Origin of the sequence: Streptomyces sp. NPDC003036, from assembly GCF_040611175.1 — a bacterium.
Lineage (GTDB): Bacteria > Actinomycetota > Actinomycetes > Streptomycetales > Streptomycetaceae > Streptomyces.
Map to the genome: position 1 here is coordinate 12,070 of NZ_JBEXNO010000006.1, position 25,908 is coordinate 37,977.

Genomic DNA, 25,908 nt, shown 5'->3' on the forward strand with positions numbered 1-25,908 from the left:
CAGCATGGTTGACGTACAGTCACCGCAACAAGCGCTTCGGGCATATTCCCGCGCGAAGGAGTACGGCTGGGGCATACTGTGCGACGCACACGGCGGGTAGTCGAACAGGGGCGCGCATCGGCGCCGGAACGCCCCGGTCTGTGCACCACTCGCATCTCACCGAGCGTACCGGAGCGGGGTGGCGACCCCGGGCTGTGACGGGTGCGGCGAGGACACGACCCGGTATCGGTACGCGGTCACAAGCGGTGACGGCCGATGGTCAGGTCTCCTTCGTGACGAAGTAGCGGGCGAAGGCCATGACCGCCTCCTCCTTGTCGACGCACCCGCCGCGGTCCACGTCCAGCGACTCGGCCGTCAACGCCGCGGTGTGCGGCTCGACTCCGAGCGCCCGCAGGGCCCGCTCCAGCTCGGCGACCTCCGCGCGGCCGTCCCCGTCGCGGTCGGCCACCGCGAGCACGGCGCACACGAAGGGGCGGGCGATCTCGGCGAACCGTTCCGGGTTGTCCCGCAGCCGCTTGACCGCTCCGTGGACGAACTCCGCCCGCGTCACCCGCTGGTCGCCGTCCACGTCGGCGATGCCGGCCAGCCCCTGCCAGAACGCCTCCGCGCCGACCGCCAGCGCCTGGCCCTTCTCGGAGCGGAACGGCGTGCCGAACGCCTCGAGCAGCCGGGAGGCCGCGGTGGTGAAGTCCTCACGGGAGATATACCCGTTGCCGTCCTGGTCGAAGGCGTCGAACCGGTCGGCGATCCGGCGCTGGTACATGTCCTCTGCGTCCATGCCCGGGAGGGTACGACGCGGACGGGGCGACGTCACGCGGAGAGCGGCTCGGCCTCGTCGGCGGTGGCCGCGTCGACGTCGGCGTACACGGCGAACAGCCGCCGTACGCCGAGGGCGGCGAGGACCCGGTTGACGTGCGAGCCCTCGACGGCCCCCCGCGCGGGGAGTATCAGGCGCAGCCGGCCACGGCAGGAGTGCAGCAGGCGGCGGGCGGCGATGAGCACGCCGACCCCGCTGGAGTCGCAGAACAGCACCTCGGACAGGTCCAGGACGACGTCGTGGCGGCCGGCGGCGACCGCGTCGTGGACGCGGCGTCGGATCACGGGCGAGGAGACCAGGTCCAGTTCGCCGCTGATGTGCAGCACGGTCCAGGCGCCGTGCTCGACTTCGTTCACCGTGAGCGTCGTCACGCGCCCCACCTTCCGTCGTCGTCGAACCGGAGCCGTTGCTTCCTTTCGCGGGCTGCTGCCCCGCCCGCCCGCGCCGAAACCCGGTTGGCACGGTCTGACGCTTTCCCGGGCAAAGGCGGGTGCGTTGTCAGTGTCGCCCACTACATTCGGAAGGAGTCGGACCGGGAGGGCTCCGTATGGCGAAGGACACACCACCGCGCTGGGACCGCAGGATGCAGCAGCGCCTCGCGCGCGGCGAGGCGGCCGCGCTGGGTGAGCTGTACGACCGGTTCGCCTCGCTCGTCCACAACACCGCGCACCGCGTCCTCGCCGACGAGGACGCCGCGGACCAGGTCACGCGCGAGGTCTTCGGGTACGTGTGGGAGAACCCCGACGCGTACGACCCGCGCCGCGAGGGCTCCATGCGCTCCTGGATAGCGCGGCTCACGCGCAGCCAGGCCGTACACCGGCTGCGGCAGGCGGAGGCGGCGGCGTTCACGGAGCGCGGCGAGGGCACGCCGGAGGAGCTGGAGCAGAAGGTGCGGCGCGCGGCGGTGGCCGCCCGCGCGGACTACATCGTGCAGTCGATGCCGACGCCGCTGCGCCAAGCGCTGGAGCTGGCCTACTTCCAGCGCCGGGACTACCGCCAGACGGCCGCCGACCTCGGCGTGACGGAGGACGAGGCCCGGCGCCGGCTGCGCCTCGGCCTGCAGCTGCTCTCCACGGCGAACACCCGGCCGGTGGACGGGCGGGCGCTGTGACGGGGCCTTTGGACGACGGCAGCCGGGACGACGGGGAGGACGAGGTGCGGGGCGCGCCGCGCATACCGGCACCGCGCCGGGCCGCCGACAACTACGACCCGCTGCCTCCGCCGCCCACGCCGCCCGCCGCACCGAGATCCGCACCGGAGCCCGCAGGCGCGCCCGCACCGGAGCCCGGGCCGGGGCCGGCGCCGCCTGCGCTGCCCCACACGATCCTCAAGTCACTGCTGGGCGCCTGGGCGCTCTCGGCCTGCTCCGTCGAGGAGACCGCGGCCGTCGAGGCGCACCTGACCGAGTGCGCGCCGTGCGCGGACGAGGCGCTGCGGCTGCGCGACGCGGTGGCGCTCCTCCACCACGAGCGGGACCTGGACCTCGACCCGCTGCTGCGCTCCCGGGTGCTGGAGAACTGCCTGGGCCGCCGCCCGGCCCGTATCCCGGTGCCCGACTGGGCCGGTCCGTACGACGCGGAGACCGCGCGGCTCGACGCGCTGCTGCGGGACATCGGCGACTCCGACTGGCACGCGCCGGTGCGGCTCAAGTGGTTCGAGCAGGAGCGGCAGGTCGGCCGCCGGACGACGGTGGCCGGGGTCATCGGCCATCTGCTGGCGGTGGACGGCCTCGTCAGATCGGCGCTCGGCCTGGGCGACCCGCTGGTGGAGGAGGTCCCGGGCAAGCCGCCGGGCCCGCTCGCGCCGGTCGACCCGTCGGAGCGCACCGAGGCGTACTGGCGCGCCGCGCACCACCCGCCCACGCGGGCGATCCGCGAGCCGTGGCGCGACCAGAGCCACGCGCTGATCCGTACGGTCTCCTTCGCCGGGCGCGGCGTGTCGGAGCTGTCCGTGTCGTACGGCGACTTCGCGCTGCCGATGCGGGACTCGCTGCTGGACCGGGCCTTCGAGTGCTGGGTGCACGCGGTGGACATCGCGGACGCCGTCGACTATCCCTACAAGCCGCCCAGCGGTGCCCATCTGCACGGCATGATCGACCTCGCGGCGCGCCAGCTGCCGGCCGCGCTCGCCTACCGCCGCCGTGCCGGGCTCGCGGCCCCGCCCCGCCACCTGGTCGCGGCCGGCTCCCCGGGCCGCACGCTCCACCTGGAGGTCGAGGGCTCCGGCGGCGGCCACTGGTACATCGCGCTGGACTCCCCGGCGGCTGTGGGGTGCGCCGAGGAGTCGGTCGCGCTCGTGGCGCTGGACGCGGAGGAGTTCTGCCAGCTGGTGGCAGGGCACGTCTCCCCGGAGGAGGCGGCGGTGGGCCAGGACGGCGACCGCGAGGCCATCAAGGACGTCCTCTTCGCCGCGGCCTCCCTGAGCCGGATGTAGCCACCGGGGAGAGGGACTTACTCGAAGACCACCGTGCGGCGGCCGTTCAGCAGGATGCGGCGTTCGGCGTGCCACTTCACCGCGCGGGCCAGCGCCTGGCACTCGACGTCGCGGCCGATCGCCACCAGCTGCTCCGGCGTGACCTGGTGGCCCACGCGCTCGACCTCCTGCTCGATGATCGGGCCCTCGTCGAGGTCGGCCGTCACGTAGTGGGCCGTCGCGCCGATCAGCTTCACACCGCGCGCGTGCGCCTGGTGGTAGGGCTTGGCGCCCTTGAAGCTCGGGAGGAAGGAGTGGTGGATGTTGATGACGCGGCCGCTGAGCTGCTTGCACAGGTCGTCCGACAGCACCTGCATGTAGCGGGCCAGCACCACCAGCTCGACGTTCTCGCCGCGCACCAGCTCCAGCAGCTCCGCCTCCGCCTGCGCCTTGGTGTTTTTTGTGACCGGAATGTGGTGGAAGGGGATGTCGTACGAGGCGACGAGCTCGGCGAAGTCGGTGTGGTTCGAGACCACGGCCACGATGTCGACGGGCAGGGCGCCGATACGGGTGCGGAAGAGCAGGTCGTTCAGGCAGTGCCCGAACTTCGACACCATCAGCACGACCCGCATGCGCTCGTCGGCGCGGTGGATCTGCCAGTCCATGTCGAAGGAGTCCCCGACCGCCGCGAAGCTGGCGCGCAGCTTCTCCACGGTCACCGGGGCCTCGGCCGTGAAGTGGACGCGCATGAAGAAGAGACCCGAGTCCCGGTCTCCGTACTGCTGACTGTCCTCGATGTTGCAGCCGGTGATGAAGAGGTAGCTCGATACGGCGTGCACAATGCCCTGTTTGTCCGGGCAGGAGAGCGTGAGGACGTACTGGTCAGTCATCCTCGCAGGATGCCACATTCCGCCGGCGCCCCCGCCGCCGGTCCGGCACACGGAACACCGCTCCCCCGCCGGGCAGCGCTACGCCGCACCCGTCATGATCCGCAGCACGTCGAGCGGGCGCGGCGGCTCGTCCGGGTCGTCCCCGTCGTTCACGGCCAGCCGCACGTGCGCGTCCCGCGCCGCCCGCACCGCCTCCGGCCAGCCGTGGTGCGCCATGTAGGTGGCGACCGGGGCGTCCGCCCCGACCTGGTGCATGATCCGCAGCACCCGCAGCACGGCGACGTCCACCAGCGCGGCCTCCGCCGAGTCCCTGAATATGGTGCCGACGTACTTCTCGGCGGACCAGTTGTCCAGCCAGGTGTCCTCCACCAGCCGGTACACGGCGTCGGTGACGTCCCCGTACCCCTCACGGCCGGCCAACCAGCACTCCTGGTGGAACACCGGGTCGGAAAGCATGTGCAGCGCCGAGCGCACATTGGTGCGCCAGCGCCACCAGGGCATGTCGTTGAGCGGCATGCCGCCCATGGTGGAGGAGCGACGGCCGCGACGGGAAGAGTTCACGGAACTGGACACGTTTCGATCGTACGTTCCCCCGCAGTACGGACAGACCGCACCCCGTAATTCACCTCGTCGTCACCCTGCGTTGAAGCGTCCACACTGCCGCGTTACCCATGGGGCGGAATTGTGCGGGGCATGACCGGTAGCGGTAACGGCAGGTACGGCGGCTGGACCACACGACACTTCCCCACGACCCTCACCCTCAGGGCTGCGACGGCATTCGTCTCGGCCTGTCTCGTCACCGGCTGCGGGGTGATCCCTGGAGCCACGGGGGGCTCCAGGGACCCCGTCACCGTGATGACCTGGGCGCCGGAAGGCACCCGCGCGACCAACATGCCCGGCATGCCCGCCATGGCCCAGGCGTACGCCCGCTGGGTCAACTCCCGCGGCGGCATCGACGGCCACGAGCTCCGCGTCCTGACCTGCAACGAACGCAACGACCCGGCGGGCGCCGCCGCCTGCGCCCGGCGCGCCGCCGAGGAGGGCGCGGTCGCGGTCGTCGGCTCGTACAGCCAGCAGGGCCGCGCCTTCATGGCGCCGCTGGAGGCCGCCGGCATCCCGTACATCGGCGGGTACGGCGTCTCCGACGACGAGTTCACCAGCTACCTCTCCTACCCGGTGAACGGCGGCCAGCCCGCGCTGCTCGCGGGCAACGGCATGCAGCTCGCCGAGGCGTGCGAGCGCGTCTCGCTCGTCCGGCCCGACTCCGTCACCGGCGACAACCTGCCGCACCTGCTCAACTCCGGCCTCGCCCAGCGCCATCACCGCATGGCCGCCGACATCCCGGCCGCCGAGGACGCCGGCGAGTACGCGGCCGCGGCGCGGCAGTCCCGCAAGCGCGCCGGTGAGGAGGGCGGCTGCGTCACCGCCGCGCTCGGCGAGCGCACCGCGAACTTCTTCGACTCCTTCCGCCGCCTGCCCTCCGACGGGCGCGAGGTCAGGGTCTCGTCGGTCCTCGGCAGCGTCGACCAGCCACTCGTCGACCGCACCGGCGGCGCGAACGGCCCCTTCGAGGGCGCGTACATCACCGGCTGGTACCCGGAGGCCGGCGATCCGGCCTGGGCCCCGATGCGGCAGGTCATCCGGGAGCACGCCTTCGGCGACAACCGCATCGACCCGGCCGACGCGGGCGTGCAGACCACGTGGATCGCGTACACCGTCCTGCGCCAGGTGATCGAGGCGCTCCGGACGGAGGAGATCACCGCCTCGCAGGTCTCCCACGCCCTCGACCGCGGCGTCGAGGTCGACACCGGCGGCCTCACTCCCAAGCTGCGCTGGCGCTACGAGGACATGCTCGGCACGCCGGGCTTCCCGCGGATAGTGAACCGGGACGTCACCTTCCAGGTCGTACGCCAAGGGCGCCTGGTCGCACAGAAGAAGGGCTTCGTCGACACCGGCGCCACCCTGCGCGAGGCACGCTCACTGTGACGCTCCCGGTGACCGGCCGACCGGCCCGACCGGCCTGACCGGCCCTCAGAGCTGGTGGGGCTGGCGTGCGGTCAGGCCGTACGTGCCGGCGATCTTGTTCCACAGGCCGGAGGCCTGCCGCTTGGCGGCCGTGGCCTCCCCGCTGGCCGCGTTGGCCCGGGCGGTGTCGGCGGTGTTGCGCGCGCGGCCGTCCTTGCAGCCCTTCTTGCCCTTCACCTGGGTCGCCCAGGTCGCGTAGTGGTCGTCGGCGGACGCGGACGCCTGCCACGCCTTGGTGAGGGCGGCGGTCAGCGCGGCGTGGTCCGGGAGCTTGTCGACCTTGAGCCCCTGGAGCTTGGTCACCAGGCCGCGGCGCTGGTTCGCGGCGCCGCGCAGATCGGAGGCGGCCTGGTCGAGCTTGTCGCACCGCTTGATGTTCTCGACGGAGCGGATCACCGCGTCACGGCTGTCGCTGCTCTCGGCGAGCAGCTTGTCGAGCGCCTCGGCCTGCTCCTTGACCGGGTCGGCGGCGGCCTCCGGGGCGCTGCCGTCGGCGGGCGCGGGGGACGTGGCCGCGGCGACGCTCGTGTGGTCGCCCTTGGCGTCCGCGTCGTCACCGCCGCCGCTGAGCAGCGCCCCGGCGCCGAGCCCGACGACCGCGCAGCCGACGACGACTCCGGCGATGAGCATCACCTTCGGCCTCCGCCGCGACGCGGGCCCCGGCTCCTGGTACGCCTCCGTGTACGGCTGCGGCGGCTGGTGCTGATGCTGGGGGTGGTGCTGGTGCTGCTGGTACGCGGGCTGCTGCGGCATGTGCTGCGTGGCGGCCGCGCCCGCGTCGTCGCGGAAGAGGTTGTCGAACTCGGCCGGCGGCTGCCGCTCGTCGGGGGTCCCGGGGCGTATGCCGTACGGCGCGCCGGACGGCTGCGGCGGAACGGGCGGCAGGTACGCCGTCGCCTCGGCGTCGGGCCCGGCGGGCGGCATCGGCCGGGCGACCGGCGGCAGGTACTGCGTGGCGTCCGCGTCGGACGCCCCGCCGGTGGGCATCTCCGGCGGCAGCGGCTGCGCGACCGTGCCGTACTGCGGCTGCGGCTGGTGCTGCTGAGGCGGCTGCTGGTGCTGGTGCTGCTGCGGCGGGTACTGCTGGTACGGCCCCGGCGGGTACGCCCCGGGCTGCTGGGGCCCCGGCTGCCGCGCCTGCGCAGGGGCCTCCTGCCCGCCGCCCGGCGGGCCCCAGGGCCCGCCCCACGGCCGGCCCCCGGCCGGCCCGGCACCCGCCGGACCCGGGCCCTGGCCCGCGCCCCAGGTCTGGCTGCCCTCGGCGGGCAGCACGACACCTTCGTGCGCGGGCCGCGCCGCCGGAAGGTGCGGCTCCTGACCCTGTCCGCTCTGCGTCACCGGGACTCCTACGTGTGTACCTACGGAATCGTCGGTTCACGCTACCGGGTGACTCCCAGCCCGCGCACACCTGTGTGGCAGCAGTAACAAGAACCCTCCCGCGAACGCTGATAAGCCGGGCCAACGGGGCCGGCCCAACGGACCTAGGCGGCCTGGAGCTCCAGTCGCGCGCCGAACTCACGCACCGCCGGCTCGTCCGCGTACGGCTCCAGGCGGTGCTGGAGGTCCTCCAGGTACTCCGCGCCGCGCGACGAGCGCAGGGTGCCGAGCAACTGCGCGGCGCGGGTGCCCGTGTGGCAGGCCTGTTCGACCTCGCGCTGCTGGAGCTGGGCCGTGGCCAGCAGGACCAGGCCGATCGCGCGCCGCCTCGCCCGCGACTCCGGGTGCCCGTCGAGCGCGTCGCCCGCCGCCCGCGCCGCCTCCTCCGGCCGCCCCAGGTCCCGGTAGCAGTGGGCCAGTTCGTCGGCGAGGTACGCGTGGTCGAAGTGCGCGATCCACGCCGGATCGTCCCCCGCCTCCGGGTCGGCCCGGTCCAGCGCGGCCACCGCGCGGCCCACCACCTCCTGGCAGGTGCGCGCGTCGCCGAGCAGCGCGTGCCCGCGTGCCTCCGCCGCCAGGAACATCGCCTCCGCCCGCGGCGTCACCTGCCCGCGCGCGCCCTCCTGCGCGGCCCGCGCCAGCTGGGCGATCTCCCGCGGGTTGCCGAGCTGGGCCGCCAAGTGGCTCATGGACGCGGCCAGTACGTACCCGCCGTACCCCCGGTCCCCCGCCGCCTGGGCGAGCCGCAGGGCCTGGATGTAGTACCGCTGCGCCAGCCCCGGCTGGCCGGTGTCCACGGCCATGTACCCGGCGAGCTCGGTCAACCGCGCGACAGCGCCGAAGAGTTGCCGGCCTACCGCGTCCCGGTACGAGCCCGCGAGCAGTCCGGACACCACGCTGTTGAGGTAGTGCACGACCACCGGCCGCACGTGCCCGCTGCCGAAGCGGTGGTCCAGCTCCACCAGCGCGTCCGTCATCGCCCGTACGGCGTCGACGTCGGACATCCCGACGCGCGCGCCGGTCTGCCGTGCCACGTGGGGGTCGGCGCCCGTGATGAGCCAGTCGCGGCTGGGCTCGACCAGCGCGGAGGCGGCGACCGTCGAACCGGACAGGAAGTCGCGCCGGCCCACGTCGCTGCGCCACAGCTCGCAGACCTGCTCGATGGCGCCGAGCACCGTGGGCGCGAACTGCAGGCCCACGCCGGTGGCGAGGTTCCTGCCGTTGGCCATGCCGATCTCGTCGATCGTGACCGTGCGGCCCAGCTTGCGGCCCAGCGCCTCGGCGATGATGCCGGGGGCCCGCCCGCGCGGCTGCTGTCCGCGCAGCCAGCGCGCCACCGAGGTCTTGTCGTACCGCAGATCGAGTCCGCGCTCCTGCCCGACCATGTTGACGCGGCGGGCGAGCCCGGCGTTGGAACACCCCGCTTCCTGGATGAGAGCCTGCAGCCGTTCGTTCGGCTGACGGGCGACGAGCGGCCTCGCTGCCATGACTACCCCCTGTTGCGCCGGTGATCAGTCCGTTGATCACTGCCCGGCTGAAATGCGAAGAATGCAGAAGTTGACGTCGGATCGCTGCCTTGTGCAGAGACAGGCGTCATGCCATGCAATGCCGTTCAATGACGCGCATTGGCATGCAATGACGTGCAATACCTTGCAATGACAGGAGACTGCCATATTTACGGCCCGGCTCCCACCGACTGTGGCTACCCGCCGCCCGCTCCCGGCCCTCCCGCGCGCCCCCGGCCGTGCATCCATGCGCCCCGGATGGCGAATCGATGCTCCTCCGGCTCCCCACCCGCGCCCCGTAACCCCCCGGTTGACCGGTAGTTGAGCTGACCGTGGAAGAGACCATCGGAGTCACGGACGCCGCACGGATCCCCCAGCAGCGAGGCGAGCAGATGCTGGACGCCGCCGTGCGGTACGCGGAAGAGCGGCACTGGGAGGTGTTCCCCGGCACCTGGCTGGAGCCGGTGGACGGTACGGAGCGGTGCTCGTGCGGCGAGGCGGCCTGCCCCGCGCCGGGCGCGCACCCGGCCCGGCCGGACTGGGCGACGCAGGCGACGGGCAGCGCCGTCGCGGCCCGCCGCATGTGGGGCAAGCAGCCCCGGGCGTCGATCCTGCTGCCGACGGGGCGCACCTTCGACGCGCTGGACGTGCCGGAAGCGGCGGGCTTCCTGGCGCTCGCGCGGATGGAGCGGATGGACCTCACGCTCGGCCCGGTGACCTGCACACCCAACCGCCGGATGCAGTTCTTCGTCCTGCCGGGCGGCGCGGCCAAGGCGGCCGACCTGGTGCGGAAGCTGGGCTGGTCGCCCACCTCCATCGACCTCGTCGCGATGAGCGAGGGCAGTTACGTCGCGGCCCCGCCGACCCGGGTCGGCGGCCACGGCGCGGTGCAGTGGGCCCGCCGCCCGACGCCCGCCAACCGCTGGCTGCCCGACGCCGAGGAGCTCATCAGCCCGCTGGCGTACGCGTGCGGGCGCGAGGCGGCCGCTGCCCGCTCCCGGAAGGCCTGACCAGCGCGAACTGCCGGTCGCGGCCCCTGCATCGGCCCGGGCGGCGTCCGTAGGCTGGCCCCGTGCCAACAGGTACGCGGATACGGGGACTACGGAAGGCAGTGACCATGCCGGACGACGAGACGAGGGGCGCCGCGCCCGCCGTGCGGGTCGAGGGGCTGTGGAAGAGGTTCGGCGACCACACCGCCGTGGCGGGGATCGACCTGCTGCTGCCCGCGGGCCGGTTCATAGGGCTCGTGGGGCCGAACGGCGCGGGCAAGACCACGACGCTGTCGATGGTGACGGGGTTGCTGCGGCCCGACCAGGGCCGGGTGGAGGTGGCCGGGCACGACGTGTGGCGCGACCCGGTCGAGGTGAAGGCGCGCATCGGGGTCCTGCCCGAGGGGCTGCGGCTGTTCGAGCGGCTGTCGGGGCGTGAACTCCTCGCGTACACCGGGCGGCTGCGGGGGCTGCCGGGCGACGAGGTGGACAAGCGGGCGGCGCAACTGCTGGACGTGCTCGACCTGGCGGGCTCCCAGCACAAGCTGGTGGTGGACTACTCGACCGGGATGCGCAAGAAGATCGGGCTGGCGGCGGCGCTGCTGCACAACCCCGAAGTGCTCTTCCTGGACGAGCCGTTCGAGGGCGTCGACCCGGTGTCGGCGCAGACGATCCGGGGGGTGCTGGAGCGGTACACCGCTTCCGGCGCGACGGTGGTCTTCTCCAGCCATGTGATGGAGCTGGTGGAGTCGCTCTGCGACTGGGTCGCGGTGATGGCGGCCGGCCGGATCCGCGCCCAGGGCACGCTGGCCGAGGTGCGGGGCGGTGCGCCGTCCCTCCAGGCGGCGTTCCTGGAACTGGTGGGCGCGCGGGGGCGGGACGCGGGCGAGTCGCTCGACTGGCTGGGCGGTGGCCGGTGATCTCGGTCTTCGTACGGCTGAAGCTGTCGCTGCTGCGCAACGGGCTGCGGCAGTCGGCGGGGCGTACGGCCGTGTACGTCACGTCGATGGTGTTCACGCTGGTGTGCGCGGCGGGACTGTTGCTCGGTCTGGTGCTGCTGCGCGGGCACGCGCAGGCGGCCGCGGTGGTGGTGTTGCTGACGGCGCTGCTGGCGCTGGGGTGGGCGGTGGCGCCACTGTTCTTCCCGGGCGGTGACGAGACGCTCGATCCGACGCGGCTGGTGATGCTGCCGCTGCGGCCGGGGCCGCTGGTGCGGGCGTTGCTGGTGTCGTCGCTGGTGGGCATCGGGCCGCTGTTCACGCTGTGCATGGCGGTGGGCGCGGGGTTCGCGTTGGCGCGCGGGGCGGCCGCCGTGGTGGTGGCGGTGGTGGCCGTACCGCTGGTGCTGCTGGTGTGCGTGGCGCTGGCGCGGGCGGTCGCGGCGGCGAACATCCGGCTGCTGACCTCGCGTCGGGGACGGGACCTGGCGGTGCTGAGCGGTCTGCTGATCGCGGTGGGCGCCCAGGTCGTCAACTTCGGGGTGCAGCGGCTCACCCGGTCGGGCGGGCTCGCGGAGCTGGAGCCGCTCGCGGAGGTGGTGCGGTGGATCCCGCCGGCGTCGGCGGTCGGCGCGGTGGGGTCGGCGGGCGAGGGCGCGTACGGGGAGGCGGCGGCCGGGCTGCTGCTGACCGTGGTGGCGCTGGCCGGCCTGTTGTACGGGTGGCGTCGCAGCCTGGTGCGGCTGATGACGACGCCGGACGGCTCGACGCTGGCGGCGGCCTCGCGTCCGTCGCGCCGCGAGTCGGCGTCGGCCGGGAGTCCGTCGGGGCGGCTGTGGCCCGAGGGGCGTACGGGCACGGTGATGCAGCGCAGCCTGCGGTATGTGTGGCGGGACCCCAAGACCAAGGCGGCGTGGGTGACCTCGCTGGCGATCGGGCTGATCGTGCCGCTGTTCAACGCGCTGCAGGGCACGGGTTCGGTCTACTTGGCGTGCGTGGCGGCCGGGATGCTCGGCATCCAGATGTACAACCAGTTCGGGCAGGACACCTCCGCCTTCTGGATGGTCGCGATGGCGATCTCCTCGACGCGGGACGCCTACGACGAGCTGCGGGCGCGCGCCGCCGCGCTGCTGCTGATCACCGTGCCGTACGTGGTGCTGGTGACGGCCCTGACGGCGGCGATCCTCGGGGACTGGGCCGGGCTGCCGGAGGCGCTGGGCCTGTCCTTCGCGGTGCTGGGCGCGATGCTGGGCACGGGCGCGGTGGCGTCGGCCCGCTTCCCGTACTCCATCCCGCAGGACAGCGGCTACAAGAACGTGGCGCCGGGGCAGGCGGGGCTGGCGTGGATGTCGCTGATGGGCGGCATGCTCGCGGCGGCGGTGCTGAGCGCGCCGCTGATCGGGCTGACGGTCGCGCTGCACGTCACCGGCGCCGCGTCATGGCTGTGGCTGGTGCTGCCGCTGGGTGTCGCGTGGGGCGCGCTGCTCACCTGGGCGGGGCTGCGGCTGGCGGCGCCGCGCACGGCGGAGCGCCTGCCGGAGATCCTCGCGGCGGTCAGCAAGGGCTAGGGGCTTTCGTTTGGATCAGGCTGGATCAGCGAGTGGCGTCTGGCGCATGGGGTCTCCCCAGACCCGCAGGGGCCTAGGGCATCACGATGGGGTCCAGCCCGGCGAGGAAGGGCTCCAGCACGGCGCGCCAGGCGTCCGGACGGTCGTAGTGGACGAGGTGTCCGGCGTCGGACACCTCGGCGTACCGGCCCTGGGGCAGGACGCGGACCATCTCCTGTGCCTCCGCGCGGCCCAGTTCGCCGTCGAGGCCGCGGACGACGAGGGCGGGGCAGCGGACCTGGGCGAGCGCGTCCCAGTGGGCGTCGTGGACCCAGGTCTCGCGGGAGGTGAGCATCTGGCGCCGGGAGAAGAGCGGATACCAGCCGTCCTCCCGCTCGGCCATCACCTCGGCGAAGAACGCGCCGCGCGCGGGGCTGGGCCGCTCCAGCCGGGGGTCGTCCTCGCCGAACCACTTGCGTACGTCGGCGAGGGTGGCGAAGGGGACGGGCCAGGAGCGGAACCACTGCTCCCACTCGCGCTGGGAGGCGGCGCCGAGCGCGGAGGCGCGCATGTCGCAGATGACGAGGGCGCGGACCAGGTCGGGCCGCTCGGCGGCGAGCTGCCAGGCCGTCAGGGCGCCCATGGAGTGGCCGATGACGATGGCGGGGGCGAGGCCCAGCTGCTCGATCGCGGCGGCGGCGTCGGCGACGTACGCCTCGCGCGTGAACGGGCCGTCGGCGGGCTTGTCGCTGTGGCCGTGCCCGCGCTGGTCGAGCGCGACGGCGCGGTGCCGCTCGGCGAGCCAGCGGGCGGTGCCGGCCCAGTGGGAGGCGCGGCCCATCAGGCCGTGGAGGAGCAGGACGCCGGGGACCGCTTCACCCGCCGCCTGGTCCTTGGGCGGGTCGGCGAACTCCCAGGCGGCGAGGCGTAAGCCGTCGGCCGCGGTCAGGTCGATACGTCGCACCATGCGTCCTGGCACCCCCTTCTCTCTCGTCCGTCTCGCTGTCTCGTACTGGCGCCCACAGTATCGAACCCGTATTCGAAAATCGGGTTCCGGGGCATAACACCGCTCGTTCGAGTGACGCCGCTCAAGGATTGACGGGCGTGACCGAGGGGAGATCTTCATCGGGAGGCGGACCGCTCGGGGAAAACCGGTCCGAGGGGGATGACCCTGAGAGCTCGGGGCTCCGGGTCAGCACAGGGGAGGCAAGGCCCCGGCGCCGAAAGGCGCCGGGGCTTTTCGTATGCCCAGGCCCATGCCACCGGGGCACGCGGTGAACCCGCGCGCCCCGCACGCCGGTGCGGCGCATCCCGTGCTCCCTCCCCGGGCCCCCGGCCCCGGCTCGCACCTCAGGTCATATGCCTGGGCCAAGCGTGGCACGCGGGAGGGCGCGTGCGCTGCCATTCCGGAAGTAACCGGAGGTAAGTGACGCTCCCGGAAGCGCCGTGTGCCGTGCCTAGCGCTTGGCGACGAAGACGTGGGAGGCGACGTCCGCGCCGAGCTCCGCGGCCTCGCCGCCACTGCCGACCAGGACTCCGCCGGGGGACTCCGTCACGCTGACCACCGAGCCGGGCTGCACGCCCGCGCGGCGCAGCGTGTACATGAGCTGGGCGTCCGTCTGGATCGGCTCGCCGATCCGGCGGACCACCACGGTCTTGCCCTCCGCGCCCGCGTCGAGCTCGGCCAGCGACACCATGCCCTCGTCGAGGAAGGCCTCCGCCCCCGCCTCCTCGCCCAGCTCCTCCAGGCCCGGGATCGGGTTGCCGTACGGCGACTCCGTGGGGTGCCGCAGCAGCTCCAGGACGCGGCGCTCGACGGCCTCGCTCATCACGTGCTCCCAGCGGCACGCCTCCGCGTGGACCTGCTCCCACTCCAGGCCGATCACGTCGACGAGCAGGCACTCGGCGAGCCGGTGCTTGCGCATCACGCGGGTGGCCAGGCGGCGGCCCTCCTCGGTGAGCTCCAGGTGGCGGTCACCGGCCACGGTGACCAGGCCGTCGCGCTCCATGCGGGCGACCGTCTGGCTGACGGTCGGGCCGCTCTGGTCGAGCCGCTCGGCGATGCGGGCGCGCATGGGCACCACACCTTCCTCCTCCAGCTCGAGGATGGTGCGGAGATACATCTCCGTGGTGTCGATCAGTCCGGACATACATGCCCCTCGATTCGTGCGCTGGCCCTTCCTCAATTCTGACGCATCGCGCTGACAACCGTCTTCGGCAGGCGGGGAGCCGGTATTGACAGACCAATGGTCCAGACCGCAACGTGAGCGCGGGACGACCGAGCGCCACGAGGAGAAGGAGCTCCGAGCCATGGGCGAGAGCAAGCTGGCCGGCCGGTACTTCGACGCCGCGATCGGTCTGCTGCAACGGGTGCGGGACGAGGAGGCGGAGAACGTCGCCGCCGCGGGCGCCGCCATCGCCGACACCGTCGCCGCGGGGGGCCGCCTCTTCGCCTTCGGCGCCGGCCACTCCTCGCTCGCCGCCCAGGACGTGGTCTACCGCGCCGGCGGGCTCGCGCTGGTGAACCTGCTCGCCGTGCCGGGCGTCGTCGGCGTCGACGTCATGCCCGCCACGCTCGGCTCCGCGCTGGAGCGCGTGGACGGCCTGGCGGGCGCGGTCCTCGACTCCTCACCGGCCCGCGCCGGCGACCTGCTGATCGTCGTCTCGCTCTCCGGCCGCAACGCCCTCCCCGTCGAGATGGCGATGAACGCGCGGGCGCTGGGCCTGAAGGTCGTCGGCGTGACCTCGGCGGCGTACGCGGAGGAGACGAAGTCCCGGCACGCGTCGGGCACCTTCCTGAAGGACCACTGCGACATCGTGCTGGACTCCAAGATCGCGGTGGGCGACGCGGAGCTCACGCACGAGGGCGTGGAGGCGCCCTTCGCCCCGGCGTCCACGGTGGTCACCAGCGCGCTGATGCAGGCGGTGATGGCGGCGGCGACCGAGGCCCTCGTGGCCCGCGGCATCGAGCCGCCGCTGCTCCGGTCCGGCAACGTCGACGGCGGGCACGAGTGGAACGGCCGCGTGATGGGCGAGTACGCGGACCGGATCTTCTTCCGTCACTGAGGCACAGGGGCGAACGCGACCCGGACCGTCAGGCCGCCCGACGGGGGCGGGTTCGGGGTGGCCGTCGCCGTCGCTCCGTGGGCGTGCGCGATCGACTCGACGATCGAGAGACCCAGCCCCGCGCCCTCGCCCCCGGAGTGGTGGAAGGGTTCGAAGAGGAGCGGGACCGCGTCCGGCGCCACCTCGGGGCCCGTGTTGGAGACCTCGACGCCCGACGGGCCCGTCCGGAGGCGGACGCGGCCGCCCGGCCGGTTGTGGCGGACGGCGTTCGCGACCAGGTTGTGCACCAGGCGGTCCAGCAGGACCGCGTCGCCCGCGATCGTCAGCGGCCGCGCCTCGGTCTCGACGGTCACCTCGCGCCGCGCCGCCTCCGCCGCCAGCGCCTCCGCCGCCGCGCGGGCGACCTCGTCGACGCGTACCGGCTCGCGGCGCTCCAGGCCCTGCTCGGAGGCGGCCAGCAGCAACAGCCCGTCGATGATCCGCTCGCTGTCCTCGGCGACGGCGAGCAGCTTCGTACGGATGCGGGCCACCCGCTCCGGGTCCGGCTGCCCCGCCAGGCCGATCTCCGCCGCGGCCCGCTGCACCGCCACCGGCGTACGCAGCTCGTGCGCCGCGTTGGCCGCGAACCGCTGCTGGGCGGAGACCAGCCGCTCCATCCGCTCCAGCATCCCGTCGAAGGTGTCCGCGAGCCGCTTCAGCTCCCCCGGCGGCCCGGTGAGGCCGATCCTCTCGTGGAGGTTCTCGCCGGACAGCCGCCGCGCCGTCTCGGTGATCACCGCGACCGGCCGCAGCACCCGCCCGGCCATCCACCACGCCAGCGCCACCGACGCCATCGCGTACATGCCGAGGGCCGTCAGCGACACGGTGAGCAGCCGGCCCAGCGCGGCCTCCTCGGCGGCGCCGCTGAGTTCCCGGGTGACCATGTACGCGCGGACGGCCGAGTCCGAGGGCACCGGCCCGGGACTGGCCGGTACGGCCGGGCTGCTCGGCTGCGGCCACGGCACCGCGGCGTCGAACGACCGGCCCGGTACGGCCGTCGTCACGGCCGTGCTGATCGACGAGTACAGCCCCTGCCGTACGAGCAGGTACACCACGCCCGTGAGCAGCACCCCGGCCACCACGAGCAGCCCGCCGTACAGGGCCGTCAGCCGGCCGCGCTCGCTCGTCACGAGCTTCACGAGGCGATCCGGTAGCCCGCGCCCTGCACCGTCTCCACCACCGGCGGCTCGCCCAGCTTGGCGCGCAGCTTGCTCAGGGTGACCCGTACGGCGTTGGTGCGGTAGCTGGTGTGCTCCTCCCACACCTGCTCGATCAGGTCCTCGCCGCTGACCACCGCCCCGTCCGCGCGCAGCAGCGCCTCCAGGACGGAACTCCTTGCGGGACAGGTGCAGCGGCCGGCCGTCCCGGTCGGCGTGGCGGCGGGCCGTGTCCAGGACGATCCCGGCCCGTTCGATGACGGGCGGCAGCGCGGGGCGGGCCCGGCGGCCGAGGGCCAGGACGCGCGCGAGGAGCTCGTCGTACGCGAACGGCTTGGTCAGGTAGTCGTCGGCGCCCAGGCCGAGGCCGTCCACCCGGTCCCGTACGGTCCCGGACGCCGTCAGCATGAGGATCCGGGTCAGGAGCCCCTGCCGCACCACCCGCCGGCACACCTCGTCGCCGTGGACGCCCGGCAGGTCCCGGTCCAGGACCATCACGTCGTACGCCCCGAAGGACAGCTTGCGCAGCGCCTCGGCGCCGTCCGCCGCGACGTCGACGGCGAGCGCGTCACGGCGCAGTCCCTCGGCGATCATCTCCGCGAGGAACTCCTCGTCCTCCACCACCAGTACGCGCATGGCTCCCTGTGTAGCCCACACCGGCCTTTCGTCGGTGTAAAGGCGGCGCTGAGAGAAACGAAACACCGGTCCGCGCCACGCTCCCGGCCATGAGGACCACGAAGATCCGACACTGCACCGCTCTCGCCGCCCTGGCCCTGCTCGCCGCCGCCTGCTCCGGTACGGAGGCCGCCCCGAAGAACGACGACGTCAGCGGCGAGGGCAAGAAGGCCGACCAGGCCCTGGAGTACCGGACGTGCCTGCGCGAGCAGGGTCTCGACGTGCCCGAGCCGAAGCCCGGCCAGGATCCGCGCTCTCTCGCCATCGGCGGCAATGTGAGCAAGGAGCAGATGGACAAGGCGTTCCAGGCGTGCCGGGGGAAGGGCGGCGGCGGGGCAGGGAGCTCCGGGGAGCTCACCCAGGCCGACAAGGACAAGGCACTGGCGTTCGCCCGCTGCATGCGGGAGAACGGCGTCAACATGCCCGACCCGAAGTTCGACGGGGCGGCGCAGCAGGCGCTGCCCATGCCGACGGCCGGACCGGAGAAGGAGAAGTTCGACAAGGCGATGAAGGTGTGCGGAGGTGAGGCCCGGTGACCCGCCGCCGCCTCGCCGTCGCGATCGGCGCCCTGGTGGTGCTCGCGGGCAGCGGCGCCGCCGTCACCGCCTACAGCGCGCCGGAGCGGGAGTCCGCACCGGAGAAGACGGCCACCGCCACCGCCGCCGTCGAGCGGGGCGACCTCAGCGACAGCAGCCGGCAGACCGGCACCCTCGGCTACGCCAAGGAGCGCCGTATCCATGCGGGCCCCCTCTCCGGAACCCTGACCTGGACCGCGGGCGCCGGCTCGACCGTCGAGCGCGACGAGCGGCTGTACGAGGTCGACGGCGCGCCCGTACGGCTGCTGTACGGCACCGGGCCGATGTACCGGACGCTGAAGCCGGGCGACGAGGGGCGGGACGTCGAGCAGCTGGAGGAGAACCTCCGCGCCCTCGGGTACGGCTCCGGGCTCGCCGTCGACGAGAAGTACACCGACGGCACGGCCGAGGCCGTCAAGCGGTGGCAGAAGTCCCACGGCCTGAAGCGGACCGGGCACATCGGCCCGGAGCAGGTGGCGTTCGCGGACGGTCCGGTGCGGGTGAAGGAGGCGGGCGGGGCGGTCGGGGACCCGGTCGGGCCGGGCAAGCCGGTCCTGACGGTCACCGGCGCCGAACGCACCGTACGGTTCCAGCTCCCCGTCGGCGACGGCTCCCTCGCGAAGACCGGCACCAGGGTCACGGTCGAGCTGCCGGACGGCACGGTCGTACCCGGCGAGGTCACGGGTGTGGGGAAGACGGCGAAGGCGGGCGAGGACCCGCAGGACAAGACGCCGAAGATCGACATCACGGTGTCGTTCGACGACCCGGAGAAGGTCAAGGCGCTCGACCAGTCGCCGGTCACTGTGAACCTCACCGGCGAGACCCGCAAGAACGTCCTGTCCGTCCCCGTCAACGCCCTGCTGGCCCTCCCAGGAGGCGGTTTCGGCGTGGAGGTGGTCGAGAACGGCCGCGCCCGGGACGTGAAGGTGGAGCTCGGCATGTTCGCCGCGTGGAGGTCAGCGGCGGCGGGCTGCGCGAGGGCATGAAGGTCGGGGTGCCGTCCCTGTGAGCACGGTCGTACGGCTCTGCGGGGTCACCACGGAGTACGCGGGCGGCGTCACGGCGCTAGCCGGCGTGGACCTCACCGTCGGGCAGGGCGAGCTCGTCGGGATCGTCGGCCCGTCCGGGTCCGGCAAGTCGACGCTGCTGCACATCGTCGGCACCCTCGACCGGCCGACGGCGGGGAGCGTGGAGATCGCCGGGCACGACGTGGCGGCGCTGTCCGACCGGCGCCTGTCGGCGCTGCGCGCCCGGCACATCGGCTTCGTGTTCCAGGCGTTCCACCTGGTGCCGGGGGTGAGCGCCCAGGACAACGTCGCCGAAGGGCTCCTCTACTCGGGCCTGCCGCGCGCCCGGCGCCGGGCCCTGGCCGCCGAGGCGCTCGCCCGCGTGGGGCTCGCCGACCGGCTGAGGCACCGGCCGCACGAGCTGTCCGGCGGGCAGAAGCAGCGCGTCGCCATCGCGCGGGCGGTCGTCGGGCAGCCGGACCTGCTGCTGGCCGACGAACCGACCGGGGCGCTGGACTCGGCGTCCGGGGAGGCCGTCATGGAGCTGCTGCGCGACCTGAACGCGGAGGGCGCCACGATCGCCGTCATCACGCACGACACGGAGGTCGCGGACCGGCTGCCGCGCCGGGTGCGGATCCGGGACGGCCGGATCGTCGCGGACGTACGGGAGGTGGCGGCCTGATGTCCTCCCGTACGCGTACGGAGCTGACGGCGGCGAAGCCGAGGGCGGCACGGCTGAAGGCGGCGCGGCTCGGGCCGCGCGACGTCCTGCACGTGGGCTCCGCGGGGCTGCGCAGCCGGCCCGTGCGGATCGTGCTGTCCGCGCTCGGCATCGCCATCGGGATCGCGACGATGATCGCGGTGGTGGGGATCTCGGCGTCCAGCAAGGCGCAGTTGATGCGTCAGCTGGACGCGCTGGGCACGAACATGCTGGTGGCGACGCCCGGCGAGTCGATGTTCGCCGGGCAGGAGGTCAAGCTGCCGAAGGACGCGCCCGGGATGGTCGGCCGCATCGACGGCGTCGAACACGTCGGCGCGACGGGCGATGTGGCGCGGTCGGTGCGCCGCTCCGAGAAGATCCCGGAGGAGGAGACGGGCGGCATCGCGGTCAAGGCCGCCACGGAGGAGCTGCTGGAGGTGCTGCGCGGCGAGGTGGCCCGGGGCACCTGGCTGAACGGCGCCAACGGCCGCTATCCGGCGGTGGTGCTGGGCCATGTCGCCGCCGAACGGCTCGGCGTCACCGAGCCGGGCCGTCAGGTGTGGCTCGGCGACCGGTACTTCACGGTCGTCGGCATCCTCACCCCGCTGCCGCTCGCGCCGGAGATCGAGCGCTCGGCGCTGGTGGGCTGGTCGGCCGCGGAGGAGCTGCTCGGCTTCGACGGGCACCCGACGTCGGTGTACGAGCGGTCCACGGACGCGTCGGTACGGGACGTCCGCGCGGTGCTCGCGGCGACCGTGGACCCGCGCGGCCCGCAGAACGTGCGGGTGACCGACCCGTCGTCGGCGCTGCGAGCCAAGGCGGCGACGGAGGGCGCGTTCTCCACGCTGCTGCTGGGGCTCGGTGGCATCGCCCTGCTCGTGGGCGGGGTCGGGGTGGCCAACACCATGATCATCTCGGTGCTCGAGCGCCGCCACGAGATCGGCCTGCGCCGCTCGCTGGGCGCGACGCGGGGCCAGATCCGGGTGCAGTTCGTCACCGAGTCGCTGATGCTGTCGGGCCTCGGCGGCGTCGCGGGCGTGGCCCTCGGCGCGGCGGCGACGGGCGCGTACGCCGCCTCCGGCGGCCTGCCGTGGGTCGTCCCGCCCTGGGCGGTGGGCGGCGGCTTCGCCGCGACCCTGGCGATCGGCACGGTGGCGGGCCTGTACCCGGCGGTGCGGGCGGCCCGGCTGTCACCGACGCTGGCGCTGCACGCGGCGTAGCGCCCGGGCTGCGGGGCGGGGGCCCGGCGGTTCGGGACGTCTCAGGCGTCCCGTACCGACGCCAGGTCCACCGACCCCGCCACCCGTACCGCCACGCTCTCCGCGTACGCCGCGTCCGGTCGCTCGAAGGCGGGTCTGGCCGCGCAGCGGAGGAAGGTCACCACGCCCAGGGTGCGGCCCCGGCTGCGCAGGACCACGCAGAGGGCGTGGGCCGCGTCCCGGGGCCACTGGCGTTCCGCGGCCCAGGTCTCGGACGTGGCGCTGGCCCGTACCGAACCGGCGCGGTCCACCGCCTGGAGGGCCGGGTGGCCGGGGCCGTACCGCACGGGGATGCCCCCGCCCGCCACGCGCGCGACGGGGCCGGGCGCGCCGGAGGGCGACGCCGCCGCGCGGATGAGGCGTTCGCCCGGAGCCGGGGCGAGCGGGTCGGGCGGGTCGGGCGGGTCGAGCAGGTCGAGCACGACGTGGTCGGCGAATCCGGCGAGCGCGAAGTCCAGGTACACGGCCGCCGCCTGCATCGGGTCCTCGCACTCCGCCGCCGCCGCGCCCGCGCGGTGCAGCTGGCTGGAGCGGAACCGCAGCCGGTCGGCCTCCTGTTCCGCGAGCTTGGCCTCGGTCACGTCCTGGAACAGCCAGCCGACGCCCAGCGGCACCGGCTCCTCCGCGAGCGGGGACGCCAGCCGCAGGAAGCCGCTGCGCCAGCACCGCCGCCGCTCGCCCTCCGCCGTCCGCACGGTCACCCACAGCTCGGCGAGCCCCCGGGGCGCGCCCTGCGCCAGGACGTGCTGGAGCGCGCCCTCCAGCTCCTCCACGCCCTGCACGACCAGCTCGCCGAGCGGCCGCCCCAGCACCGCCGTACGCCCGGAGCCCAGCGCCCGGGCGGCGTGCGCGTTGACGACGGCGGGGCGCAGGTCGACGTCCACGAGCACGACGCCCCAGGCGGCGTCCTCGAACAGCGCCTCGCTGAGCGCGATGGACCGCTCCAGGTCGATCTGCGCGTGCACCTCGCTGAACGCGCAGTACACCCCCGCCGGGCGGCCGTCCGCGCCGCGCACACCGGCCGACTGCGTCCGTACGAGGACCCGCCCGCCGTCCTTGCGCAGCAGCGGGAACTCGTGCACCTGCCGCCCGGCCGCCCCCATGACCCCGGCCAGCCGCTTCCGCACCTCCTCGGCGTCCTCGGCCCGCGCGGCCCACCCGCCGAGCCCGGGCCGCCCGACGGCCTCCTCGGCGGTCCAGCCGAGGATCCGCTCGGCCTCGCGGTTCCAGTGGGTGACCACCCCTTCGGCGTCGAACGCACAGAGCGCCGCGTCCATCCCGTCCAGCAGCGCGGCGAGCAGCTCGTCCGATCCGCGCTCACCGGTCGCCGTCTCGCTCTTGGACGCAGTCATCCCGGCACCCCCTGCAGGACGTGTCCCAACCTGTTCTCCTGTACTCACCTGCGGTCATTGAACTGGAAGGTGACCCAGGACACAGCCCGTTCGCGAAAATGCGTTGTGCGGCCGCCGGACCCGTTCTTAGTGTGTGGGCACACAGGAAAGGAGGTGATCCGGAAGTGGTTTCTTTTCGGATGCGTGAGGTGACTGCGGGCTGAGGCCTGTTGTCGCACTCTGTGCAAAGGCGGCAGGCCTCCTGCCGTAATCCCCAGCAGTCACCGGCCCGCGGGCTCGTCGGCACATCCGGCCGACCCCTCCCTCCAGGAGGGACCAGAGCCCGCGGGCTTCTGCGTACCCGGGGCTCTGTTCTGAGTACGAGCCGCACGCGAGGATGAGTACGCGGCACGGTGCGGGCGGCCGGCCGCGGGCGGCAGCATGGCAGCCATGACGACCACGACTGACACCGCCGGGACGACCGACCCCTTCGCCCCCTCCACGGGCGCCCTGCGCATCTTCGCCGGGTTCGGGCTCCTGCTGCTCGTCGGCGCCTTCGCCGCGTTCCTCGTCATCGTCCTGAACCAGGCCTACAGCGGCGACGGCGCCAGCGGGCCCCTCCTCGTACCGGCGATGTGGTCGATGGGGTTCTCCGGGATCGTGGGGCTGGTGGCGCTGTGCGCGCCGCGGGACGCGCTCAGCCATCGCGGACGGCGCGGCGCGGTGTTCGCGCAGTACGCGCTGGCTTTCGGCGGACCGGTGCTGGCCGCGATCGACTTCGCGTGACCGGGTGAGGGGATCCCCTCAGGGCGAGAGGCGCTCCACGCGCCAGGAGGCGTCCTGCCTGACGTACCGCAGCCGGTCGTGCAGCCGGTTCTCGTGGCCCTGCCAGAACTCGACCGTCTCCGGGGCGACCCGGAAGCCGCCCCAGTGCGGCGGCACCGGCACCTGCTCGCCCTCCGGGTAGCGCGCCGCGAGCTCCTCGAAGCGGGCCAGCAGCTCCGCCCGCGAGGCGATCACGGACGACTGCTCGCTCGCCCAGGCGCCCAGCTGGGAGCCGTGCGGCCGGGTGCGGAAGTACGCGGCGGTCTCGTCGCGGCCCACGCGGGACGCCACGCCCGTGACGATGACCTGGCGGGCGACCGGGTGCCAGGGGAAGAGCAGCGAGAGGTACGGGTTGGTGTCGAGCTCCATGCCCTTGCGGGAGCCGTAGTTGGTGAAGAAGACGAAGCCCCGTTCGTCGTAGTGCTTGAGCAGCACCGTGCGCGACGAGGGGCGCCCGTCGGGCGAGGCCGTCGAGACGATCATGGCGTTCGGCTCGTGGATCACACCGCTGCCGGCCACTTCCTTGAACCAGCGGTCGAACTGGTCCATCGGCTCGGCCGCGAGGTCCGCCTCCAGGAACACGGCGGTGCGGTACTGCTCGCGCATGTCGGCGGGATCGAGAGCTGCTGGGTCGAGAGCGTCTGTCACGAAGCCCATCCTGCCTCAGGGGGTGCCTCGTGGATCATGCCGGGCTCGCGTCGCCTGGCACCGCAGTCTTCCCGGCACCGAGTGCCGGTAATCCTTCCTGCCCGGTTCGGCGCAGTGTGCCGGATGTCACGCTTCCCCGCATCGGGGGAACCCGACAGACTCATGGGCTGGGTCGCTGTTCCCTCCCTACGACGGTGCTGGATGACCACCTGCCGTACGGGGTATCACCGCACCCCCGGAAGACTCACCGGAACCGGAACTCTCACCGGAAGACTCACCTCACGAGGAGCCGCCTGATGTCCGACTTCGTACCCGGACTCGAAGGAGTCGTCGCGTTCGAGACGGAGATCGCCGAACCGGACAAGGAAGGCGGTGCGCTGCGGTACCGCGGCGTCGACATCGAGGACCTCGTCGGTCACGTCTCCTTCGGGAACGTGTGGGGCCTGCTGGTCGACGGGGCGTTCAACCCCGGCCTGCCGCCGGCCGAGCCGTTCCCGATCCCGGTGCACTCCGGCGACATCCGTGTCGACGTGCAGTCGGCGCTGGCCATGCTGGCCCCGGTGTGGGGCCTGAAACCGCTGCTCGACATCGACGAGGAGCAGGCCCGCGACGACCTCGCCCGCGCGGCCGTCATGGCGCTGTCGTACGTCGCCCAGAGCGCGCGCGGGCAGGGCCTGCCGATGGTGCCGCAGAGCGAGATCGACAAGGCCCAGTCCGTCGTCGAGCGGTTCATGATCCGCTGGCGCGGCGAGCCGGACCCGAAGCACGTCAAGGCCGTCGACGCGTACTGGACGTCCGCCGCCGAGCACGGCATGAACGCCTCCACCTTCACGGCCCGCGTCATCGCCTCCACGGGCGCCGACGTGGCCGCGGCCCTCTCGGGCGCCGTCGGCGCCATGTCGGGCCCGCTGCACGGCGGGGCGCCGTCCCGCGTCCTCGGCATGATCGAGGAGATCGAGCGCACCGGTGACGCCGGCGCGTACGTCCGCCAGGCCCTCGACAAGGGAGAGCGCCTCATGGGCTTCGGCCACCGCGTCTACCGCGCCGAGGACCCCCGCGCCCGCGTGCTGCGCCGCACCGCCAAGGAGCTCGGCGCGCCGCGCTTCGAGGTGGCGGAGGCGCTCGAGAAGGCCGCCCTGGAGGAGCTGCACAACCGCCGCCCGGACCGGGTCCTGGCGACGAACGTCGAGTTCTGGGCGGCGATCGTGCTGGACTTCGCGGAGGTCCCGGCGCACATGTTCACGTCGATGTTCACCTGCGCCCGCACGGCCGGCTGGAGCGCCCACATCCTGGAGCAGAAGCGCACCGGCCGTCTGGTCCGCCCCTCCGCCCGCTACGTGGGCCCGGGCCCGCGCAGCCCGCGCGAGATCGCCGGTTTCGAGGACATCGCCGACTGACGCCGGTCCCGATACGGCAACGGCGCCGGCCCCGCGCGGGGGTCGGCGCCGTTCGTGTACGTACGCGGGCTCAGAGGCTGATGAGCCGGACACGGTCACCGCAGAGGCGGGACATGTCGTCGATGTCGGACGTCAGCATGGCGACCGGCCGAGGCTGGCGCAGCGCCATCTCGGCGACCGTGGCGTCGATGGCGTACTTGTGGCCGTGCAGGCCGGTGTCCTTGAGCAGCCGGGCGGCGGCCCTGGCGGACTGCTCGGTGACGGGCTCGGCCTTGCAGCGGGACAGCAGCCACTGGAGGCGGGGCATGTTCACGCCCGCGTGCGCCACCTCGATGATGGTGTTGGCGCAGATGGCGAAGTCGGCGCCGTTGCCGTCGAACGCCTTCAGGAGTGCCGTGGTCTTGCGGTCCTCGGTGATCCAGGCGGACAGGCCCTCCGAGTCCAGGACGAGCGTCCTGATGTAAGGGTTCATGCCGCCCTGTCCAGGGGCACGTCGGGAGCGAGAGCTTCCGCGATCCTGGCACGCGCCTCCGCGAGCTCCTCCTCGGTGAAGGCGCCGTGCTCCTCCTCGTAACGCTCGAACTCCTGCCGCCGCAGCTCATGTCTGATCAGCTCGTCCACCGCCTCGGCCACGAAGGCCGACACGTTGTCCGTCAGCTTCTTCAGGATCTCCACATGCGTGCTGGGCAGCGTCACCGTGATACGCGTGGTCTCAGCCATGCTCCCCAG

General features: G+C 73.4%; 26 protein-coding genes and 1 pseudogene. 13 read left to right on the plus strand and 14 right to left on the minus strand.

The window, feature by feature from the left end; genetic code table 11:
* Positions 1–259: 259 nt before the first annotated feature.
* Together ABZX67_RS06130 and ABZX67_RS06135 are read right to left on the minus strand one after the other, a co-directional pair.
* Positions 260–778: an EF-hand domain-containing protein gene (locus ABZX67_RS06130; protein ID WP_355355310.1), complete on the minus strand. Its 519-nt coding sequence runs from the start codon at positions 776–778 to the stop codon at positions 260–262.
* A gap of 32 nt (positions 779–810) precedes the next feature.
* Positions 811–1,188, minus strand: coding sequence for an STAS domain-containing protein (locus ABZX67_RS06135; RefSeq protein WP_355355313.1), 378 nt, complete (start codon positions 1,186–1,188; stop codon positions 811–813).
* Between the two features lie 176 nt (positions 1,189–1,364).
* On the opposite strand from ABZX67_RS06135, the gene ABZX67_RS06140 reads away from it, so the two are divergent.
* Positions 1,365–1,928 carry a sigma-70 family RNA polymerase sigma factor gene (locus tag ABZX67_RS06140; RefSeq protein WP_355355316.1) on the plus strand — a complete coding sequence of 188 codons (564 nt, stop codon included), beginning with the start codon at positions 1,365–1,367 and terminating at the stop codon, positions 1,926–1,928.
* The gene (locus ABZX67_RS06145; protein ID WP_355355319.1) at positions 1,925–3,250 is read left to right on the plus strand and encodes a maleylpyruvate isomerase N-terminal domain-containing protein; all 1,326 of its coding nucleotides are present in this window, start codon (positions 1,925–1,927) and stop codon (positions 3,248–3,250) included. The genes ABZX67_RS06140 and ABZX67_RS06145 overlap by 4 nt, the downstream gene beginning before the upstream one ends.
* Positions 3,251–3,267: 17 nt before the next feature.
* Here ABZX67_RS06145 and purU read toward each other — a convergent pair whose 3' ends face one another.
* Both purU and ABZX67_RS06155 read right to left on the minus strand, forming a co-directional pair.
* Positions 3,268–4,119 carry a formyltetrahydrofolate deformylase gene (gene purU / locus ABZX67_RS06150; protein WP_355355322.1) on the minus strand — a complete coding sequence of 284 codons (852 nt, stop codon included), beginning with the start codon at positions 4,117–4,119 and terminating at the stop codon, positions 3,268–3,270.
* 78 nt (positions 4,120–4,197) lie between these two features.
* Entirely contained in the window at positions 4,198–4,644 is a 447-nt protein-coding gene (locus ABZX67_RS06155) for a hypothetical protein (RefSeq protein ID WP_355355663.1), read from the minus strand.
* 168 nt (positions 4,645–4,812) lie between these two features.
* Here ABZX67_RS06155 and ABZX67_RS06160 point away from each other — a divergent pair, with 168 nt between their 5' ends.
* Complete coding sequence (locus ABZX67_RS06160; protein ID WP_355355325.1) at positions 4,813–6,105, plus strand: ABC transporter substrate-binding protein; 1,293 nt, start codon at positions 4,813–4,815, stop codon at positions 6,103–6,105.
* Between the two features lie 45 nt (positions 6,106–6,150).
* On the opposite strand, the gene ABZX67_RS06165 is transcribed toward ABZX67_RS06160, so the two are convergent.
* Positions 6,151–7,482 (minus strand): hypothetical protein, encoded by a 1,332-nt coding sequence (locus ABZX67_RS06165; RefSeq protein ID WP_355355328.1) that lies wholly within the window; start codon positions 7,480–7,482, stop codon positions 6,151–6,153.
* Positions 7,483–7,625: 143 nt separating this feature from the next.
* On the minus strand, positions 7,626–9,008 hold the full coding sequence (locus ABZX67_RS06170) for a transcriptional regulator (RefSeq protein WP_355355331.1): 1,383 nt from the start codon (positions 9,006–9,008) through the stop codon (positions 7,626–7,628).
* A gap of 350 nt (positions 9,009–9,358) precedes the next feature.
* Between ABZX67_RS06170 and ABZX67_RS06175 the strand changes: the two genes are divergently transcribed.
* The 3 genes from ABZX67_RS06175 to ABZX67_RS06185 all read left to right on the plus strand — a co-directional run bounded on the left by ABZX67_RS06175 (position 9,359) and on the right by ABZX67_RS06185 (position 12,521).
* Entirely contained in the window at positions 9,359–10,036 is a 678-nt protein-coding gene (locus ABZX67_RS06175) for a bifunctional DNA primase/polymerase (RefSeq protein WP_355355334.1), read from the plus strand.
* Between the two features lie 107 nt (positions 10,037–10,143).
* Complete coding sequence (locus tag ABZX67_RS06180; RefSeq protein ID WP_355355337.1) at positions 10,144–10,935, plus strand: ABC transporter ATP-binding protein; 792 nt, start codon at positions 10,144–10,146, stop codon at positions 10,933–10,935.
* Positions 10,932–12,521, plus strand: coding sequence for a transporter (locus ABZX67_RS06185; protein ID WP_355355340.1), 1,590 nt, complete (start codon positions 10,932–10,934; stop codon positions 12,519–12,521). The genes ABZX67_RS06180 and ABZX67_RS06185 overlap by 4 nt, the downstream gene beginning before the upstream one ends.
* A 73-nt stretch (positions 12,522–12,594) precedes the next feature.
* Here ABZX67_RS06185 and ABZX67_RS06190 read toward each other — a convergent pair whose 3' ends face one another.
* Together ABZX67_RS06190 and ABZX67_RS06195 are read right to left on the minus strand one after the other, a co-directional pair.
* Positions 12,595–13,467, minus strand: coding sequence for an alpha/beta hydrolase (locus ABZX67_RS06190; protein WP_355355343.1), 873 nt, complete (start codon positions 13,465–13,467; stop codon positions 12,595–12,597).
* A gap of 490 nt (positions 13,468–13,957) precedes the next feature.
* Positions 13,958–14,650 carry a metal-dependent transcriptional regulator gene (locus tag ABZX67_RS06195; RefSeq protein ID WP_355355346.1) on the minus strand — a complete coding sequence of 231 codons (693 nt, stop codon included), beginning with the start codon at positions 14,648–14,650 and terminating at the stop codon, positions 13,958–13,960.
* 160 nt (positions 14,651–14,810) lie between these two features.
* On the opposite strand from ABZX67_RS06195, the gene ABZX67_RS06200 reads away from it, so the two are divergent.
* Positions 14,811–15,566, plus strand: a complete 756-nt coding sequence (locus ABZX67_RS06200) for an SIS domain-containing protein (RefSeq protein ID WP_355355349.1) — start codon at positions 14,811–14,813, stop codon at positions 15,564–15,566.
* Here the strand turns inward: ABZX67_RS06200 and ABZX67_RS06205 are convergent.
* Both ABZX67_RS06205 and ABZX67_RS06210 read right to left on the minus strand, forming a co-directional pair.
* Complete coding sequence (locus ABZX67_RS06205; protein WP_355355665.1) at positions 15,560–16,489, minus strand: ATP-binding protein; 930 nt, start codon at positions 16,487–16,489, stop codon at positions 15,560–15,562. The genes ABZX67_RS06200 and ABZX67_RS06205 overlap by 7 nt on opposite strands.
* Positions 16,490–16,740: 251 nt before the next feature.
* Positions 16,741–17,398 (minus strand): annotated as a pseudogene (locus ABZX67_RS06210) (response regulator transcription factor).
* An 89-nt stretch (positions 17,399–17,487) separates the two neighbouring features.
* Between ABZX67_RS06210 and ABZX67_RS06215 the strand changes: the two are divergent.
* From ABZX67_RS06215 to ABZX67_RS06230, 4 genes are read left to right on the plus strand one after another with little or no spacing between them, the layout of a single operon-like run.
* Complete coding sequence (locus ABZX67_RS06215) at positions 17,488–17,973, plus strand: hypothetical protein (protein WP_355355352.1); 486 nt, start codon at positions 17,488–17,490, stop codon at positions 17,971–17,973.
* The gene (locus ABZX67_RS06220) at positions 17,970–18,998 is read left to right on the plus strand and encodes a peptidoglycan-binding protein (RefSeq protein ID WP_355355355.1); all 1,029 of its coding nucleotides are present in this window, start codon (positions 17,970–17,972) and stop codon (positions 18,996–18,998) included. The genes ABZX67_RS06215 and ABZX67_RS06220 overlap by 4 nt, the downstream gene beginning before the upstream one ends.
* A 19-nt stretch (positions 18,999–19,017) precedes the next feature.
* Positions 19,018–19,701 carry an ABC transporter ATP-binding protein gene (locus tag ABZX67_RS06225; RefSeq protein WP_355355358.1) on the plus strand — a complete coding sequence of 228 codons (684 nt, stop codon included), beginning with the start codon at positions 19,018–19,020 and terminating at the stop codon, positions 19,699–19,701.
* Positions 19,701–20,939 carry an ABC transporter permease gene (locus ABZX67_RS06230; protein ID WP_355355361.1) on the plus strand — a complete coding sequence of 413 codons (1,239 nt, stop codon included), beginning with the start codon at positions 19,701–19,703 and terminating at the stop codon, positions 20,937–20,939. Before ABZX67_RS06225 ends, ABZX67_RS06230 begins: the two co-directional genes overlap by 1 nt.
* 41 nt (positions 20,940–20,980) lie before the next feature.
* Here the strand turns inward: ABZX67_RS06230 and ABZX67_RS06235 are convergent, their stop codons facing one another.
* Complete coding sequence (locus ABZX67_RS06235; RefSeq protein ID WP_355355364.1) at positions 20,981–22,330, minus strand: PAS domain S-box protein; 1,350 nt, start codon at positions 22,328–22,330, stop codon at positions 20,981–20,983.
* A 429-nt stretch (positions 22,331–22,759) separates the two neighbouring features.
* Here ABZX67_RS06235 and ABZX67_RS06240 point away from each other — a divergent pair, with 429 nt between their 5' ends.
* Complete coding sequence (locus ABZX67_RS06240; RefSeq protein ID WP_355355367.1) at positions 22,760–23,095, plus strand: hypothetical protein; 336 nt, start codon at positions 22,760–22,762, stop codon at positions 23,093–23,095.
* 18 nt (positions 23,096–23,113) lie between these two features.
* Here the strand turns inward: ABZX67_RS06240 and pdxH are convergent, their stop codons facing one another.
* On the minus strand, positions 23,114–23,782 hold the full coding sequence (pdxH, locus tag ABZX67_RS06245; protein ID WP_355355370.1) for a pyridoxamine 5'-phosphate oxidase: 669 nt from the start codon (positions 23,780–23,782) through the stop codon (positions 23,114–23,116).
* 296 nt (positions 23,783–24,078) lie between these two features.
* On the opposite strand from pdxH, the gene ABZX67_RS06250 reads away from it, so the two are divergent.
* Positions 24,079–25,179, plus strand: a complete 1,101-nt coding sequence (locus ABZX67_RS06250) for a citrate synthase 2 (RefSeq protein ID WP_355355373.1) — start codon at positions 24,079–24,081, stop codon at positions 25,177–25,179.
* Between the two features lie 70 nt (positions 25,180–25,249).
* Here the strand turns inward: ABZX67_RS06250 and ABZX67_RS06255 are convergent, their stop codons facing one another.
* Both ABZX67_RS06255 and ABZX67_RS06260 read right to left on the minus strand, forming a co-directional pair.
* Positions 25,250–25,651: a DNA-binding protein gene (locus ABZX67_RS06255; RefSeq protein WP_355355376.1), complete on the minus strand. Its 402-nt coding sequence runs from the start codon at positions 25,649–25,651 to the stop codon at positions 25,250–25,252.
* Positions 25,648–25,899 (minus strand): hypothetical protein, encoded by a 252-nt coding sequence (locus ABZX67_RS06260; RefSeq protein WP_355355379.1) that lies wholly within the window; start codon positions 25,897–25,899, stop codon positions 25,648–25,650. The genes ABZX67_RS06255 and ABZX67_RS06260 overlap by 4 nt, the downstream gene beginning before the upstream one ends.
* Positions 25,900–25,908: the final 9 nt, after the last annotated feature.